Origin of the sequence: Bradyrhizobium sp. LA6.8 (genome assembly GCF_040547935.1) — a bacterium.
GTDB lineage: Bacteria > Pseudomonadota > Alphaproteobacteria > Rhizobiales > Xanthobacteraceae > Bradyrhizobium > Bradyrhizobium barranii.
The window spans coordinates 21,739-36,802 of the sequence record NZ_JBEPQQ010000017.1; the positions used below are offsets into that span (position 1 = coordinate 21,739).

Below are 15,064 nucleotides of genomic sequence, written 5' to 3' on the forward strand. Positions count from 1 at the left end.
GGGACAAAGTCCGTTGGAATCTAGCTGAACTGGCAAACCTTGCGGGCGGCGGTCACGATACGTTCGACCGAAGGCATGTAGTGTTGCTCGAGGCGTGCCATTGGGACGACCGTATCGTAGCCGGTGACGCGGGTCACGGGCGCAAGCAGAAAGGACAGGCCGCGCTCCGCGATAAGTGCTGCGATCTCGGCTCCGAATCCCCCGGTGCGTGCCGCCTCGTGCACGATGACGCAACGCCCGGTCTTTGCGACCGAACCAAGCAGGGTATCTTCATCATAGGGCTTGAGCGTGGCGAGATCGATGACCTCGGCGGCGATGCCCTCGGCCGAGAGTGCATCGGCAGCCGCCATGGTTTCCCTCAGCGTGGCGCCCCAACTGATCAGCGTGATGTCGCGCCCCTCCCGCAGGACAAAGGCGAGATCCAGCGGCAAGGCTTCGCCATTGTCTTCCACCTCGCCTTTCGCCGCGCGGTAAAGGCGGGTTGGCTCCAGAAACACCACTGGATCGGGATTCCGGATCGCTGCGAGCAGAAGTCCGTAGGCACGTTCCGGCGAGGAAGGCATCACGACGCGCAAGCCAGGAATATGGGCGAGCATCGCCTCCGTGCTTTCCGAATGATGCTCGGGCGCGCGAATGCCGGCCCCATGCGGAGTGCGCAGGACCATGGGACAGGTGAGCCGTCCCTGGGTGCGATTGCGCATGCGGGATGCGTGGTTCACGAGTTGGTCGAAGCAGGGATAAAGAAATCCCATGAACTGGATCTCGCCGATTGGTTTTAGCCCCTGCACCGCCATGCCGACGCAGAGCCCGCTGATGAGGAGTTCGGCAAGCGGCGTATCGAGGACGCGCTCCGATCCAAAGCGCTTTTGCAAGCCCACGGTCGCGCGGAAAACGCCTCCATCGACGCCGACATCTTCGCCAAGAACGAGCACACCCGGATCATCCTCCATCGCGCGGGCAAGCGCCAGATTGACGGCTTCGACCAAGGTTACCTCAGGCATCGTTCTCTCCCGCGAGTTCCCGGCGTTGCACGGCATAGGCCTCGGGCAGATCGGCATACAGGTGATCGAAGATGGTTTCGGGTCGACGCGGCTCAATTGTCAGATAGCGTTCGACCGCCGCTTCGATGCGCTCATAGCACTCGGCGGCAAGCTGCTCCTCGTCCGCTTTGGTCCACATTTTTTGGCCAACAAGATGGGTCCTCAAGCGCGCTATCGGTTCTTCCTTCCAATGAGCTCGTACTTCGTCGGCCGAGCGATAGCGTGATGCATCATCGGAAGTTGTATGATCGCCGAGCCGATAGGTGACCGCCTCGATGAAGCGGGGGCCTTTGCCGTCGCGGGCTGCGGTAATGGCCTCCTCAGCCGCGGCACGCACCGCCACCGCGTCACACCCATCGATCTGCTCGCCAGCGAACCCGGCGGCGATGGCCTTCTGCGCCAGCGTTTCGCAACCAGTCTGCAGTCGCAACGGCACCGAAATAGCCCACTGGTTGTTGGTGGCGACGAACACGACCGGCAATTTGTGCACACCGGCAAAATTCATCGCTTCGTAAACATCGCCTTTCGAGGTGGCGCCGTCGCCGAACATACAAACGGCGACACGCGGTTCCCTCCGCAGCTTGAACGCATAGGCGACGCCTGCAGCATGCGGTGCCTGTGATCCGACGGGAATGCAGAACGGGAAATCGTGGACCGGTCCGGAGAAGCGATTGCCCCGTTCGTCCCCGCCCCAAAACAGCAATATCTCCTCCAGTTTGACGCCACGCCAGATAAGCGCGCCATTGTCGCGATAGGAGGGCAACAGCACGTCTTCTTCCCGCATTGCACTGGCGATGCCGACCGACACCGCCTCCTGCCCGAGCGAAACCGCATAGGTCCCGAGCCGGCCGGTACGCTGCAATGCGACAGCCTTTCTGTCAAAAAGCCGCAGGAGCACCATGGCCCGATAAAGCCCGACGAGCAGCTTGGCATCGGTGGCGAACGCAGGGAGCGGCCGGTCTATAGAGCCGTCTGACGCAAGGTAATTGCGGCGGCGCACCTCGAAGTGCGCGATCACCGGGAGCCCTTCGTTTGCCACCCTTTTGCTGGCCACGGTCTCGCTCCGGGAGCGATTTCGCCCCCCCCACAGCTCACTTGGTGCTGGTGCCGCGACGTTGCAATACCGTGGCGAGTCGCTTCGGCGCGCAGGGGGCACTGCCGCATTGCGGTTATGGGGCTCCATGCGACATGGAAGCGGCACTGCCACGGTGGTACATCAAACCATGGCGAATGGTCAGGTTGTCCTGGTAACAACTGAACCGCGAGGTGGCGGCACAGCCCTTCGCTCGGTCTATTTCGTGGCCGAGGGAGATCCTGCCAAGGCCGAAGCAATTGTCGCAGCAATCATGGCCCCGAATGAGAGCGTCGAAGCGTTGGGGACGCTTCCCGCAGCCGCTGTCAAAGCGCTCGGATTGAAACCCGGTGACTTCACGCACGGGTGAGCGGCACTTCTCCCGGTACTATCTCTCATACCTACCAACGAGGGTCGCCTCCGCGATGGCGTACTTGCGTGCCTCTCGCTCGACCTCAGGGCAGGACGCATTGGTCTTTGCCGAAAGATGGTCGGTCGAGAGCGCGAGCAGCCGGAAGTGGTAGTGGTGAGGTCCATGGCCATGGGGCGGACACGGGCCGCCATACCCCATTTTGCGAAAATCGTTGACCGCCTGCTTGATGTTCTTGTTCTGCGCGGCACCGACAGCAAGTTCCGTGACTGTTGGCGGAAGATCGTAGGCCGCCCAGTGGTGCCATGTGCCGGCAGGTGCATCGGGATCGTCGCAGAGCAGGACAAAACTCCGCGTTCCCCCCGGCGCGTCCGACCATTGCAAAGGTGGCGAGAGGTTTTCTCCATCGCAGGTGAAGCGCCGTGGAACTGCTGCTCCGTCAGCGAGCGCGCTTGAAACGAGCTTCATGGCTCTCTCCATCGGGCTGCAGGAGACATTGGCTCGGGCTTGACGAGTTCCTCAGAGACGGGCTCGACCTCACTAGATCGGCTGCGCTGAGGATGAGGTTCGCAGACGACATCGCCCGCGAGCGGATCGCGGCGGTATAGCTCGATTTTGCCCAGTGCGGAATCAGTAATGTCTGCTCAAATCGGAAGTTCGTCGGGCATGCCCAAACTCAACCCGGTGTAAAAGGGTATCCTTGGGCAGTGGAGGCAGAGTGACGCCCGAAATGCGCAAAAACCCGCTGCAGAATAGACTGCTATGCGCCCCATCTTCAATCCGAGCCTTGTCAACGGTCGCTGCGGAGACCCGACGGTCTATGTGGAGACGCTGTTCGAAAAGCACAGTCTGCTGTTCGATGTCGGAGAAATCGCCTCACTGTCAGCGCGGAAGATACAACGCGTCGACCAACTCTTCGTCTCGCATGCGCATATCGACCATTTCGTTGGCTTTGATCATCTGCTCCGTTTGCTCGTGGGACACGAGAAAACAGTACAGCTTTACGGCCCGGCCGGCTTCGCCGAGCGCGTCTTTCACAAACTTCAGGCCTATCGGTGGAATCTGGTCGAAAACTATCCTTGCGATCTCGTTTTCGCTGTGAGCGAACTCGAAACGCAGAATTCCATGTCTACCACGCGGTTCCGGCTGAGGCGGGCCTTTGCCGCGGAGCCGTTAGTCTCACGCCAAACCCTTGCCGGCGTCCTCAGCGACGAACCGTGTCAGCCGCGATCCTCGAACACGGCACGCCCTGCCTTGCTTTTGCGCTGCGCGAGGCGGCGCATGTGAACATCTGGAAGAACCGATTGTCGGAGCATGGGCTTCCCGTTGGTCCGTGGTTGCGCTCGCTCAAGCAGGCCGTTGTCGAGCGTCGCGCGGACGATCATTTGATCCGTATCGACGGATCGGCGACCTCGGACGATCGTCTTGTCCCGCTTGGCAGCCTGCGTGATCTCTTGACGGTCACTGCCGGCCAGAAAATTGCCTATGTTACCGATGTTGCCGACACGCCGGCCAATCGTGCCGCCATCACAGCGCTCGTTCAGAATGCGGACATTCTCTTCATCGAGGCGGCATTTGCGGAGGCCGACGTCGCATTGGCGAGGAACCGGGCCCATCTTACAACCATGGCTGCAGGAGAAATTGCGCGGCAAGCCAATGTGCGCCGCGTCGAGCCGTTTCACTTCTCTCCGCGCTATGCGGGAGACGAGGTGCGGATGCTGGCCGAGGTGATGACGGCGTTCAGAGGATCTCACGCCTGACGCGAAGACTAGTGTCCAATATCACTTCTAGTGCGGTTTGGATTTGACGTTCGCCATGACTGCTCGCTGAGCCAAGGTAGCGAATGTCAAATCCATCGCACCAGGCGGTAATTGATGGCCGAGGAACGACATCTGACGGCTGGGCATCGGAAATCGGTGCGGCTCTTTCCATGTGGAGATGTCATGTGCGGCCGCGGCATCGACCAGGTGCTGGCGCATCCCTGCAGCTCCGAGATCTACGAACGCCACGTGCGAACGGCGGAGACTTACGTGCTGCTCGCCGAGCAGGCGAACGGGCCCATTTCGCGGCGCAACGGGGCGTCCTACGTTTGGGGCGCCGCACTGGACCAATTGGAGCGCATGCAGCCGGACGCGCGGATCATCAATCTCGAAACGGCTGTGACCCGCAGCAATGACCGGGCGAACAAGGGCATCAATTACCGCGTGAGCCCCGAGAATGCAGAATGTCTCGTGGCTGCCGGGATCGACTGCTGTGTATTGGCCCACAACCATGTGCTCGATTGGGGCCGCGCCGGCCTGCTGGAGACGCTGACCGTTCTGCAGAAACTCAACGTCAAAGCGACGGGCGCAGGACGCAACGATCACGAAGCGCGCGCACCCGCAGTGCTGAACCTTGCCAAAGCAAGGCTTCTGATCTTCTCGTTCGGATCGACATCGAGCGGCATCCCGTTCGGGTGGGCTGCGACGCCCGACGCTCCAGGCGTCAACTTGCTGCCTGACCTATGCGAGGTGAGCGCGTTGCAGGTCGCCAACCAGGTCATGGCACTCAGGAGGCCGGGCAGCTATCCTAGACTCGGAGAACCTCTCTAGAGCCGATACGAGGATCGCCGGCTGGAATGGCGCGGTAGCCGCTCGAAGCGGCCAGCCATTCCAAGAGGTACTGCGAGAGCGTATGGTGCTCCGATTACCCGCTGAACCTGGAGGCAGTCATGCAGTTCAGGACAACCGGACTACTGTTGCTCGGCGCGATGGCGCTTCCCGTCTCCGGGACCGCACAAACCGCGCCCGCTCCACCGGCAATTACACGAACCGTGGTCGCTGCAACCAAACTGCCGACCGTCACGGACGTGCCGCTGCATTTCAAAGCGGTGAGCATCACCCTTCAAGCGGACGAGAAGTGCGGCGTCTCGGCGGCCGACGGCATCCTCTACCAGCTATCAGGATCGACCGAGGTCGCGCTCGATGGCGAGGCTAAAACGCTCAACGCCGGCGAGGGGCTATTCATCGCTGGTGGAAAAACCGCGGCGCTGACGGCGGGCGGCGGAGAGCCATCTACTTTCCTCCATTTTTTCCTTGCTCCCGCTGTGGACTTGGGTCGGCCTGTCGAGACGGCACCTGCTGCCGTGACAGAGCTATATCGGACCGCGACTCCAATCCCCGACCTGCAGCCAGGGGGGTATGATCTCAATCTCACGCGAGTTACATTTCCGGCGCAGATGCCCTCCAACCCGCCGCACCATCGCTCAGGAGCGGCTCTGTACTATATTATATCCGGCACCGGAGCGAACACGATCGACGGCAAGACGGAAGCAAGGGGACCAGGTTCCCTGATCTATGAACCGTACGCGCTCGTGCACCGATGGGGAAACCCGGGCAACGAGCCGTTGGTATTTTTGGCCTTCAACATCAATCCGGAAGGTGTGGCAGCCGTGCTTCCGGGCGGACCGGAAAAGAAACAATAGTTGACGGCGGGCCGCCCAAAGCATCCGGACGGCCGTTCGCATGAATTGGCGAATTTGAATCATGGTGGCAACGAACGATCGCACCGTCACCGTGTTCGGCGGAACCGGTTTTCTCGGCTGCCGCATCGTTCGGCATCTGCGCTCTCACGGATTTCCTGTTCGGGCCGCGTCAAGGCATCCGGACCGGGCGCACAGACTGTTTGGTCCCGATGATCCGCAGCTTCAATCAGTGTGGGCCAACGTTCACGACGAGCGGTCAGTCGCGGATGCGCTTGCCGCCGCCTGTGGCGTTGTAAACGCGGTTAGCCTTTACGCCGAGCGCGGACAGGAGACTTTTCATTCCGTTCACGTCGAGGCTGCGCAACGGGTCGCGGCTCAAGCTCGTCGTGCCGGTGTCGATCGGCTCATTCACATTTCAGGAATTGGCGCCGATGCCGGCTCACGATCGCGCTACATCCGAAAGCGCGGCGAGGGTGAACTGGCGGTCCGGTCCGCCTTCGGCGATGCACTTTTCGTCCGCCCGGCAGTAATGTTCGGACCAGACGATGCGTTCCTCACGACCATCCTTGGGCTCCTCCTCCGACTTCCGATCTATCCGATGTTCGGCCGCGGCCTGACCAGATTGCAGCCGGCCCATGTGGAGGATGTTGCGGAGGCAATTGGCCGGGTCATGCGGCAAGCGGAGATGCCTTCAACAATCTTCGAGTTCGGTGGCCCGCGCGTCTACTCTTACGAGGAGTTTCTTGGAGCCGTTGCGCGCCAGGCTGGACTTGTGCCCCGACTGGTTCCAATCCCGTTTGCCGCCTGGAATGCACTTGCGTGGGTCTCCGAAATGTTCCCAAGCCCGCTCCTCACGCGCAATCAAGTGGAACTGATGCAAATCGACACCGTGTCATCGCCGGAGTTGCCTGGATTTGCTGAACTTGGGATTTCGCCGCAGTCGGTCGAGGCGATACTCCAAAAGATGTTGTCGAATTGCGGGTGAAGGAGGCTGCTCGGTTAATCCGTTTCAACGGCTGACGGTTCAGCGCGACATCCGCCCGCACTCAGCCACTGGATGTCCGAGAGGGATCAAATGCGCCGTTTTGAGCCCAGGCCGGCCACTTCCGTTGATCCCTGATGAGCAGATGAGCCGGCATGTCTCCAGCCTCTGCACAAAGGCGGAAGTGATCCCGACTCGCGGCGTCGCGAAACGGCGATTGTGCAACACATCGAGAATGGCTCTGTTAAGCCGCTTCCTTGCACAAGGGGAGTGGCCGCCGCGCCGGCCCCTCCCCATTTTGGCTGCGCTGGGGACGAGCACGTCCTCGTGTGCCATCGGAGACGGGCAATGACCATAAGAACCTTTTGCACGCTTGCCGCCGCCATCTTTGCCCTGATCGCGCTTCTGCAGTTGATCCGGATTGTGATGGGGTGATCCGTCACCTTGAATGGCGTCGATGTGCCGTTCTGGGCGAGCTGGATTGCCGTCACCGTGGCGGGCGCGTTGAGCTTCGTCGGCTTCCGCGCCGCCATGCGCAGCTAAAGGCTGGTAGAGCCCGCGCGGGCCGATCTGTCGCCGGCGGCGCCCGCGTTGGGTTGGAGGCGATCCACCGTCTCCCCGCGGAAGCCCTCGACTGGTCCGGCCAGAGGCGCCCTTGAAGCCGCGTCTGGAACGGCGCTCCGAACAGGAATTTCCAGCTATATGATGTTGAAATATCTAAACAATTCTAGGATTCGGTTGCGCAGGATTAGGTTCGCTTCTGACGATATCCATCCTTTGGCAAGATTGCGACGCGGCACGGACCCGGGCGCCGGCGCGAACATCAAGCGCGCCACCACGGTCCGAGGATCATGTGCGACTAGCCGGGCCTGCAGTCCGGCAACAGAGTTCTTCTTGGATGAGAGCACCGTTGCTGCGTTGTCAACATTTCCTGCCTGTGGGATAATTATTGCCAGCTAATGTCAGCGGGAGCTCGTCTCTGCGGTTGACCGGCACATAACCTCCCGCTGAACGATCAAGCAATGGGAGGGAAAGATGTCATCCCGTGCATCTCGTCGCTACGGCCTGTCGCGCCGCGACGTCATCAAGACAGCTGTGGGTGCAGCCGCAGCCGCCGGACCATTCTTCCACGTTTCGCCGGCTCGCGCCGCCAAGACACTGAAGATACTGCAATGGAGTCACTTCGTCCCCGGCTACGACAAGTGGTTCAACAACACCTACACCAAGGAATGGGGCGCCAAGAACGGCACCGAGGTCATCGTCGACAACATCAACCTCGGCCTGATCCCTTCGCGCGCAGCCGCGGAAGTCTCGGCGCAGAAGGGCCATGACCTGGTGATGTTCCTTGCGCCGCCATCGGTCTACGAGGAACAGGTTGTGGACATGAGCGACGTCTATGCCGCATGCGAGAAGCAGCTCGGCAAGCCGATCGATCTGGCGGTCAAGAGTACCTATAATCCGAAGACCCAGAAATACTTCGCTTTCTCCGACAGCTTCGTCCCCGATCCCGTCAACTATCGATCGGATCTCTGGGGCGACATCGGCATGAAGCCAGACACCTGGGATAACGTCCGCGTCGGCGGCAAGAAGATCAAAGACAAGACCGGCATTCCGGTCGGTATCGGCCTCTCCGCCGAACTCGACACCGCGATGGCCATGCGTGCGATCATGTATTCGTTCGGCGCGCACGAGCAGGACGCCGTCGGCACTCTCGCTATCAATTCCAAAGAAACCCTCGAAGCGCTCAAATTCGTCAAAGCTCTGTTCCAGGAGACTGAGACGCCAGAGGTGTTCGCCTGGGATCCATCGTCGAACAACCGGCAGATGCTCGCTGGCAGGTCGTCCCTCGTGCTCAACGCGATTTCGATCACGCGCGCGGGCGAAAACGACAAGATGCCGATCCACGAAAAGATCGCGCTCGCCAAGCCGCCGAAAGGCCCGGTTCGGCAGATCGGTCTCGAGCACGTGATGAACTGCTATGTGACCTGGAAGTTTTCCGAAAACATCGACGGCGCAAAGACTTTCCTGGTCGATTACATCGACAACTTCAAACAGGGCTTCATGGCCAGCGAATTTTACAACTTCCCCTGCTTCTCGAACACTGTCCCCGACCTGACCCAGCTCATCGCCAAGGATTCCAAGGCGGTGCCGCCGGACAAGTACGCGGTGCTTTCGGACGTGCTCGATTGGGCGACCAACGTCGGCTATCCCGGCAACTCCAATGCCGCGATCGACGAGACCTTCAATACCTGGGTGATCAACACGATGTTCGCCGAGGCCGCCGCGGGCGCGGAAACTCCGGAAGACGCTCTCAAGCGCGCCGATGCCAAGATGAAGGCGATCTGGGCGAAGTGGAAAGATCGGAAGATGATCTGATCGTCTCGCCACGCATTGCCGTTGGGGCACGGAATTCCGTGCCCCTCGGATCATGCCTGGCGCCGAAGCCGTTCCGGTGAACGGCTTCGCGGAGTGAGGCAATCGGGACTGCGCATGGCCATTGTCGAAACACGACGTATCATCAAGCTTTTCGACGAGGTTCGCGCTGTCGACGGCATTGACCTGATCGCCAGGGAAGGAGAGTTCCTGGTCCTGCTTGGTCCTTCGGGCTGCGGAAAGACGACGTTGATGCGCCTGATTGCCGGCCTTGAGCGGCCGACTTCGGGCGATATCGTGATTGACGGAAACATCGTGACCGCCCTACCGCCGCGCGCACGAAACGTCGCTATGGTGTTTCAAAGCTACGCGCTCTATCCGCACCTTACGGTCGAAAAGAACATTTCGTTTCCGCTGCGCGCAGCCGGCATGCCAAGAGAGGCGATCCGCAAGAAGGTCGCCTGGGCAGCGCAGATATTCGGTATTGGGGACTTCCTCGACCGAAAGCCACGTCAGTTGTCAGGCGGAGAGCGCCAGCGCGTCGCGCTTGCGCGGGCGGTGGTGCGTGAACCGGTGGTCTTTCTTCTCGACGAGCCTTTATCGAATCTCGATGCCAAGTTGCGCAACTCCGCGCGGGACGAACTGAAGCAGTTTCAGCGTAGCCTCGGCACCACCACCATCTACGTTACCCACGATCAGGCCGAGGCGATGGGCCTGGGGGACCGCATCGCAGTTCTTAACCAGGGTCGTGTCCACCAGATCGGCACGCCGCACGAGATCTATGGCTTGCCGGCGGACATCTTTGCCGCCACTTTCATTGGTTCGCCGCCGATGAACCTGATCGAGGACGGCAAGATCTGGATCGGATTCCGGCCGGAAGCGTTCCTGCCGAAGGAGGTTGAACCGGACGGCGACAATATCGATTTTCCGTTTCGCATCACCCGCATCGAGTATCTCGGTGCCGATCGCTTGGTCTACGGCCTGATCGATGGCCGAACGCCCGAGGCGCGCTTGATCTCGAAGATCCCGACCAACATTCGCACACATATTGACGCCGGCGGGGTCTACGACTTCACGGTGCGGCGCCAGGACATCGCCCGCTTCGAGCGCACGAGTGGCCGGCGTGTCGACGGAGGCGCGGCATGACGTCAGTGATCACACGGGCAGCCGGCGAGATCCGCGGAAGGGATTGCTTCCTGTCCCGTATTGCCGACAACGATCGCTGGCTGTTGCGGGCCATGCTTGCGCCGGCAATCCTCTACATCGGCCTTCTGGTCGGCTTTCCCTTCTTGCTCTCGCTCTACTACAGCGTGTCGAGCGCAACGGTCGCCAGCCACGACGTTCACTTTGTCGGGCTGGAAAATTTCCTACGCATAATGGACAGCGGCACATTCTGGCTTTCGTTGCAGAATACGATTGTCATCACGGTCGTTTCCCAGTTTATCGTCCTCGTGTGCGCCAACATTCTGGCGACGGCGCTTGTTGTTGATTTCCGAGGCAGATGGTTGGTTCGGCTGTTGATCCTGCTGCCGTGGGTGGCGCCGATCTCGCTCGGCAGCATCGGTTGGCTATGGATCTTCGATTCGATCTACAGCGTCGTCAACTGGACGGCCCGCGCGGCCGGCCTGCTCGGGCCCAACGAATGGCCGATCTGGCTTGGCCAGCCAACTCTGGCAAGGGCATCGATCATCATCGTCAACGTATGGCGCATCCTGCCGCTGGCGACCGTCATCGTCCTCGCCGGGCTATCGTCGATCCCGCAGGATATCCATGACGCGGCGGAGGTTGATGGTGCCGGGTTCTGGCGTCACCATTTCCAGATCACGATGCCGCTGATCGTGCCGATCACCCTGGTGGCGTTGTTGTTCGGCATCATCTTCACGTTCACCGACATGATTGTGGTATTCGTTCTGACGCGCGGCGGTCCCTACGACACCACACAGGTTATCGCTAGCTGGGCCTATTTTACCGGAATTCAGGGGGGGGACCTCGCGGGAGGAGCCGCCATCTCTCTCTTCCTCTTCCCCGTCCTGGCCGGCGTTGCAATCCTGTTCCTGTGGTTAGCGCGGCGCACCGAGGTGACGTGACATGACCCCTGAATTTGCCCGCGCGCGAAATGTTGCCGGCACGGCCGTTCACACCGCCGTCCTCGTGTTCTTCGTGACGTTCCTCGCCTTTCCGTTTTACTGGATGGTGATCACCGCTTTCAAAGCCAACCAGGATTTGTACAACACCGAAAACAATCCTTTCGTCTTCAACAGCCCGCCGACGCTGCGACATCTTTCGGTGCTGTTCGAGGACACCCAATACCTGCAATGGTTATTAAATACCGGCTTCGTCGGAGTGGCCGTCGTGATCATCACGCTCGTGCTCGCGGTCCCGGCAGGCTACGCGCTCGCTCGCATGGCCGGCGCATGGGCGCAAACTCTGGGCGTCACGATATTCCTTACTTATCTGGTACCGCCGACGATCCTGTTCATCCCGTTCTCGCGCATCATCGCGATAGTGGGATTGCAGGATTCGGTGTGGTCGCTCATTCTCGTCTATCCGAGCTTCACCGTGCCGTTCTGTACCTGGCTTCTGATGGGCTTCTTCAAGGCGATCCCGCGCGATCTCGAGGACGCAGCCATGATCGACGGGCTGAGCCGCTTCGGCGCATTCATCAAGGTGGTGATGCCGATTTCGGTGGCCGGGATACTGACGGCGGTCATTTTCGCCTTCACTCTGGTGACGCAGGAATTTGTCTATGGCGTCACGTTTATCACCGCGTCGTCGAGCTATACGGTGAGCGTCGGAGTGCCGACCTTTCTTGTGCGGGGCGACGTCTATTTCTGGGGCTCGATGATGGCAGCCTGCCTGATCGCGAGCGTGCCAATTGCCGTCATCTACAATTTCTTCGTCGCTCGTTTCGTAGCTGGCTTCACCATGGGCGCGATCAAGTAACGCGCGAAACCAAATATGCTCTTCGCCATAGATACCATGTCAGCTCATGGCAGATCGTGTTGCAAAAGTCCCGGTATGCCGGGCAGTGTTGCGGCTGCTCGCCGGCAGGGCGCGGCGTCGGTCAACGAACGCGTTGTGATCGGTGGCAATTGGGTATTCGCCGTAGGCGCCACGCGTGTGCACTGAGAATGCAAAAGCGCGATTTTCGCTTCCAATCTGGTCGGATATGATCTTAGAGAAACCAATGTGCAGAAGCCTGGTCGCGCGAAATTCTTCAATCGGTCCAATCCCATAAAGGATCGAGTGGAGGAAAAATAGATCAATGAAATGAAAGACTTGCGCTGGAAATTCTCGATGGCCCCATGATGGATGGGCTCGACCCGAGCGGATTGACGAGCGCATGCGGGCAACTGCGAGACGTTGGTCTCGTTCGACGTGGCGAACGGAGCTGGTTTGTATCTAATGCTGATGTTGGAATGGGTCGGTCTCCGCCCACCAGATCCACGTCTCGTTGACGCTCAGTTCTTGGCCGGCCGACATTCCGCGGCCTCAAGTATCTAGTCGCCAACTGACGACCTGAACGTCACAGGTTCAAATCCCGTCCCCGATTCGAATCCTTGACCCAGGCGGAACTTCACCGTGCCGCGTCCACGGGGCATGCTGTCGGCGGGCGTCGAAGCCGACGATTTCGAGCGTTCGCTCAGCCACGCCTATGGCGACGGCGCCGCCGGATGTCTCGCGGGGCGCGCGATCTGGCCGCAGGCGTTCCGCATTTCCTCGATTGCGCCGACATGGAGCATGTGCCGAGACCGCTTGGAGTTACCTAGAATGGCCCTTGTTTGGTTGGAGCGGCCTGCTGGTCGCCATCCTTCCGGCGCTCAAATTGAGCCCGGGGACAGCTAGCTCAAATTGGCCCATGATGGATTGGAGCGATTCATGTGTCCCGCATAAAAGCGTCGGACCGTCAACGCACCGAGTTCCGGAATGATCCTTGTTCAATTTGAACAACCGGCCAGACTACACCTTGCTTTCTGTCGCAAGCCGCCCGTTGAGTTGCTCGTCGGCTACCACCTCTTCCGAGCCAATCCTGCAACGAGGCCCTCTGGGTCATCGATGGGCCCAACGCAGCAAATACGGCATTGCTGATCGCCTGCTGCTGGCTGCGTAGATGATCTTCGAGAAGCTTGTGCCGCGTAATGTAGCCTGCGTTTACACCGGGAATGGCATGGTTCATCAGGAGCTTGGCGTCAACTTCCGAGACACCGGCTGCAGTCGCAATCGTACGGAAGGTTTGGCGGAGGTCGTTACCCCACTTCGATAGCATTTCCCGGTCCTCTTTTGTTTCCGCCAAATGCCCCGAGGTGCTGTCGGCCGGAAACACCCACTCTTGTGCCTGCACAGGATACATTTGCCTGCTGAACCGGATCGCGCGGACGAGGCAAATGATCATCTGACGTGACAACGGGATATCGAAGGCTTTCTTTTTGCCGCCCTTCGGTTTGGGAATGTGCAGCGCCCGCCGCCGAAAATCGATGTGTTCCGGTTTAGCTTCCTGGAGCGCAGTGGGCCGAGAACCGCAAAGGAGAGTAAAGAGGTGGAACTCTCTCCGCACGGGGTTGTCGAGGGCGGCGAGTTGCGCGAACCAGCCCTTCAGGTCGGCGGAGCCCATCCCGGTGTTGCGGCGCTCCTCTTCATTCCAGTCGACCGCATCGGCCGGGTTATCTGACGGCAACGACCTGTTCGTCTTCCGTGCATGATTATAGATGGCCCGCAGAGTTCGCATGCTGCCGTTGGCCATGTACGGCCCATTCTCTCTTGTGATTTCGTCGTGCTTCCTGGCCACCCGAGCCGGGTCTGTTGCGAGCTCATGCAGGGCGGTGTCGAGCCAATCCGCAAAGATTCGCTCGACGTGGTCGCGATAGCCGCTGATGGTCTTTTCACTGCGGCTCTTGCGCATCAGATGTGCCTCGAGATACCGCTGCCAGGCCTGCCTGAGGGTGATCCTTGCGACTGTCCCCCCAATCTCCATCGCCGGAGCGGGATTCGTCCCTTCGGCTTGCTTCTCGTCCTTCGGATGCCGCCCCCGGCTAATCTGAGCCAAATATTCCTTGGCAATGGCGCGCGCAGCTCGGGTTGACATCTCGCTGGCGTTGCCAATGGAAACCCTAATGGATGAAGCCCGCCCGGTGAGAGAAATTCGAATATCGGTCATGACGAGAGTCCAGGGCCGCCAAAACGGTTTTCAAACGGTGTTGGCGGATCGAGCTATTTGGAGGTTTGAGTTCGACGGAGCGCGAAACTATGCGAGAAACATCTATAAACAAAGGGCTTCTCGAATACTCATCGTAACGCGGCGTGCAATCGAAACTGCAGGGAAGGGATGATCTTAAACTCTTAATCAGCGGGTCCCAGGTTCGAGCCCTGGTGCGCCCACCATCCTTAAGAGATTGGCCCGAAGGGGCTTTTTTATTTTCTCCGACAGAACAAGCCGGATTTCGTGCGACGGTTTTGTGAGGGCCGGCGTGGCGAGATTGCTGTTCGGCTTTTCCTTTGTTTCTGTACCTTCACCGATAGAGCGCGCGGATCCTGTGGGCTAGGTCAATTTCATGCTCGTCGTAGAATGGGATGCTGGAGCGAGCAAAGCGGACAATCTGTTATACGCTTCGCCGCAAGAATCGCCTGCTAAAGGCCAGAACCGGATTGATTGGGTCGGGGATTCGATTCCCTCTCCTGCTAGCAAGCCTGCGATCTTGCACTCCCCCTTCGGCATATCAGCACCTACGGCCTTGGAGGGACCCCATGTGTTGCAGTTTTAAGAAAT

Annotated in this window: 13 protein-coding genes; 9 read left to right on the forward strand and 4 right to left on the reverse strand. The window is 59.9% G+C overall.

Annotation, left to right across the window (positions count from 1 at the left end):
- Positions 1 to 20 precede the first annotated feature (20 nt).
- The 3 genes from ABIA90_RS44010 to ABIA90_RS44020 all read right to left on the reverse strand — a co-directional run bounded on the left by ABIA90_RS44010 (position 21) and on the right by ABIA90_RS44020 (position 2,950).
- Positions 21 to 1,001 (reverse strand): alpha-ketoacid dehydrogenase subunit beta, encoded by a 981-nt coding sequence (locus tag ABIA90_RS44010; RefSeq protein WP_247303173.1) that lies wholly within the window; start codon positions 999 to 1,001, stop codon positions 21 to 23.
- Positions 994 to 2,094, reverse strand: coding sequence for a pyruvate dehydrogenase (acetyl-transferring) E1 component subunit alpha (pdhA, locus tag ABIA90_RS44015; RefSeq protein WP_247303145.1), 1,101 nt, complete (start codon positions 2,092 to 2,094; stop codon positions 994 to 996). The genes ABIA90_RS44010 and pdhA overlap by 8 nt, the downstream gene beginning before the upstream one ends.
- 406 nt (positions 2,095 to 2,500) lie before the next feature.
- Positions 2,501 to 2,950, reverse strand: coding sequence for a YbhB/YbcL family Raf kinase inhibitor-like protein (locus ABIA90_RS44020; protein ID WP_247303147.1), 450 nt, complete (start codon positions 2,948 to 2,950; stop codon positions 2,501 to 2,503).
- A 294-nt stretch (positions 2,951 to 3,244) separates the two neighbouring features.
- On the opposite strand from ABIA90_RS44020, the gene ABIA90_RS44025 reads away from it, so the two are divergent.
- The 9 genes from ABIA90_RS44025 (at position 3,245) to ABIA90_RS44065 (ending at position 12,243) form a co-directional block, all read left to right on the forward strand.
- Positions 3,245 to 3,769 carry an MBL fold metallo-hydrolase gene (locus ABIA90_RS44025; protein WP_354122157.1) on the forward strand — a complete coding sequence of 175 codons (525 nt, stop codon included), beginning with the start codon at positions 3,245 to 3,247 and terminating at the stop codon, positions 3,767 to 3,769.
- On the forward strand, positions 3,766 to 4,242 hold the full coding sequence (locus tag ABIA90_RS44030; protein ID WP_354122158.1) for an MBL fold metallo-hydrolase: 477 nt from the start codon (positions 3,766 to 3,768) through the stop codon (positions 4,240 to 4,242). The genes ABIA90_RS44025 and ABIA90_RS44030 overlap by 4 nt, the downstream gene beginning before the upstream one ends.
- Positions 4,243 to 4,356: 114 nt before the next feature.
- The gene (locus ABIA90_RS44035; protein ID WP_247303151.1) at positions 4,357 to 5,073 is read left to right on the forward strand and encodes a CapA family protein; all 717 of its coding nucleotides are present in this window, start codon (positions 4,357 to 4,359) and stop codon (positions 5,071 to 5,073) included.
- 119 nt (positions 5,074 to 5,192) lie between these two features.
- Positions 5,193 to 5,945, forward strand: coding sequence for a cupin domain-containing protein (locus ABIA90_RS44040; RefSeq protein ID WP_354122159.1), 753 nt, complete (start codon positions 5,193 to 5,195; stop codon positions 5,943 to 5,945).
- A gap of 61 nt (positions 5,946 to 6,006) precedes the next feature.
- Positions 6,007 to 6,930 carry a complex I NDUFA9 subunit family protein gene (locus ABIA90_RS44045; RefSeq protein ID WP_247303155.1) on the forward strand — a complete coding sequence of 308 codons (924 nt, stop codon included), beginning with the start codon at positions 6,007 to 6,009 and terminating at the stop codon, positions 6,928 to 6,930.
- Positions 6,931 to 7,962: 1,032 nt separating this feature from the next.
- Positions 7,963 to 9,303, forward strand: coding sequence for an extracellular solute-binding protein (locus ABIA90_RS44050; protein WP_247303157.1), 1,341 nt, complete (start codon positions 7,963 to 7,965; stop codon positions 9,301 to 9,303).
- A gap of 114 nt (positions 9,304 to 9,417) precedes the next feature.
- The gene (locus ABIA90_RS44055; protein ID WP_354122160.1) at positions 9,418 to 10,446 is read left to right on the forward strand and encodes an ABC transporter ATP-binding protein; all 1,029 of its coding nucleotides are present in this window, start codon (positions 9,418 to 9,420) and stop codon (positions 10,444 to 10,446) included.
- On the forward strand, positions 10,443 to 11,387 hold the full coding sequence (locus ABIA90_RS44060; RefSeq protein WP_247303161.1) for a carbohydrate ABC transporter permease: 945 nt from the start codon (positions 10,443 to 10,445) through the stop codon (positions 11,385 to 11,387). Before ABIA90_RS44055 ends, ABIA90_RS44060 begins: the two co-directional genes overlap by 4 nt.
- Before the next feature lies 1 nt (position 11,388).
- The gene (locus ABIA90_RS44065) at positions 11,389 to 12,243 is read left to right on the forward strand and encodes a carbohydrate ABC transporter permease (RefSeq protein WP_247303162.1); all 855 of its coding nucleotides are present in this window, start codon (positions 11,389 to 11,391) and stop codon (positions 12,241 to 12,243) included.
- A gap of 964 nt (positions 12,244 to 13,207) precedes the next feature.
- Here the strand turns inward: ABIA90_RS44065 and ABIA90_RS44070 are convergent.
- The gene (locus tag ABIA90_RS44070) at positions 13,208 to 14,455 is read right to left on the reverse strand and encodes a tyrosine-type recombinase/integrase (protein WP_354122161.1); all 1,248 of its coding nucleotides are present in this window, start codon (positions 14,453 to 14,455) and stop codon (positions 13,208 to 13,210) included.
- Between the last annotated feature and the right edge of the window lie 609 nt (positions 14,456 to 15,064).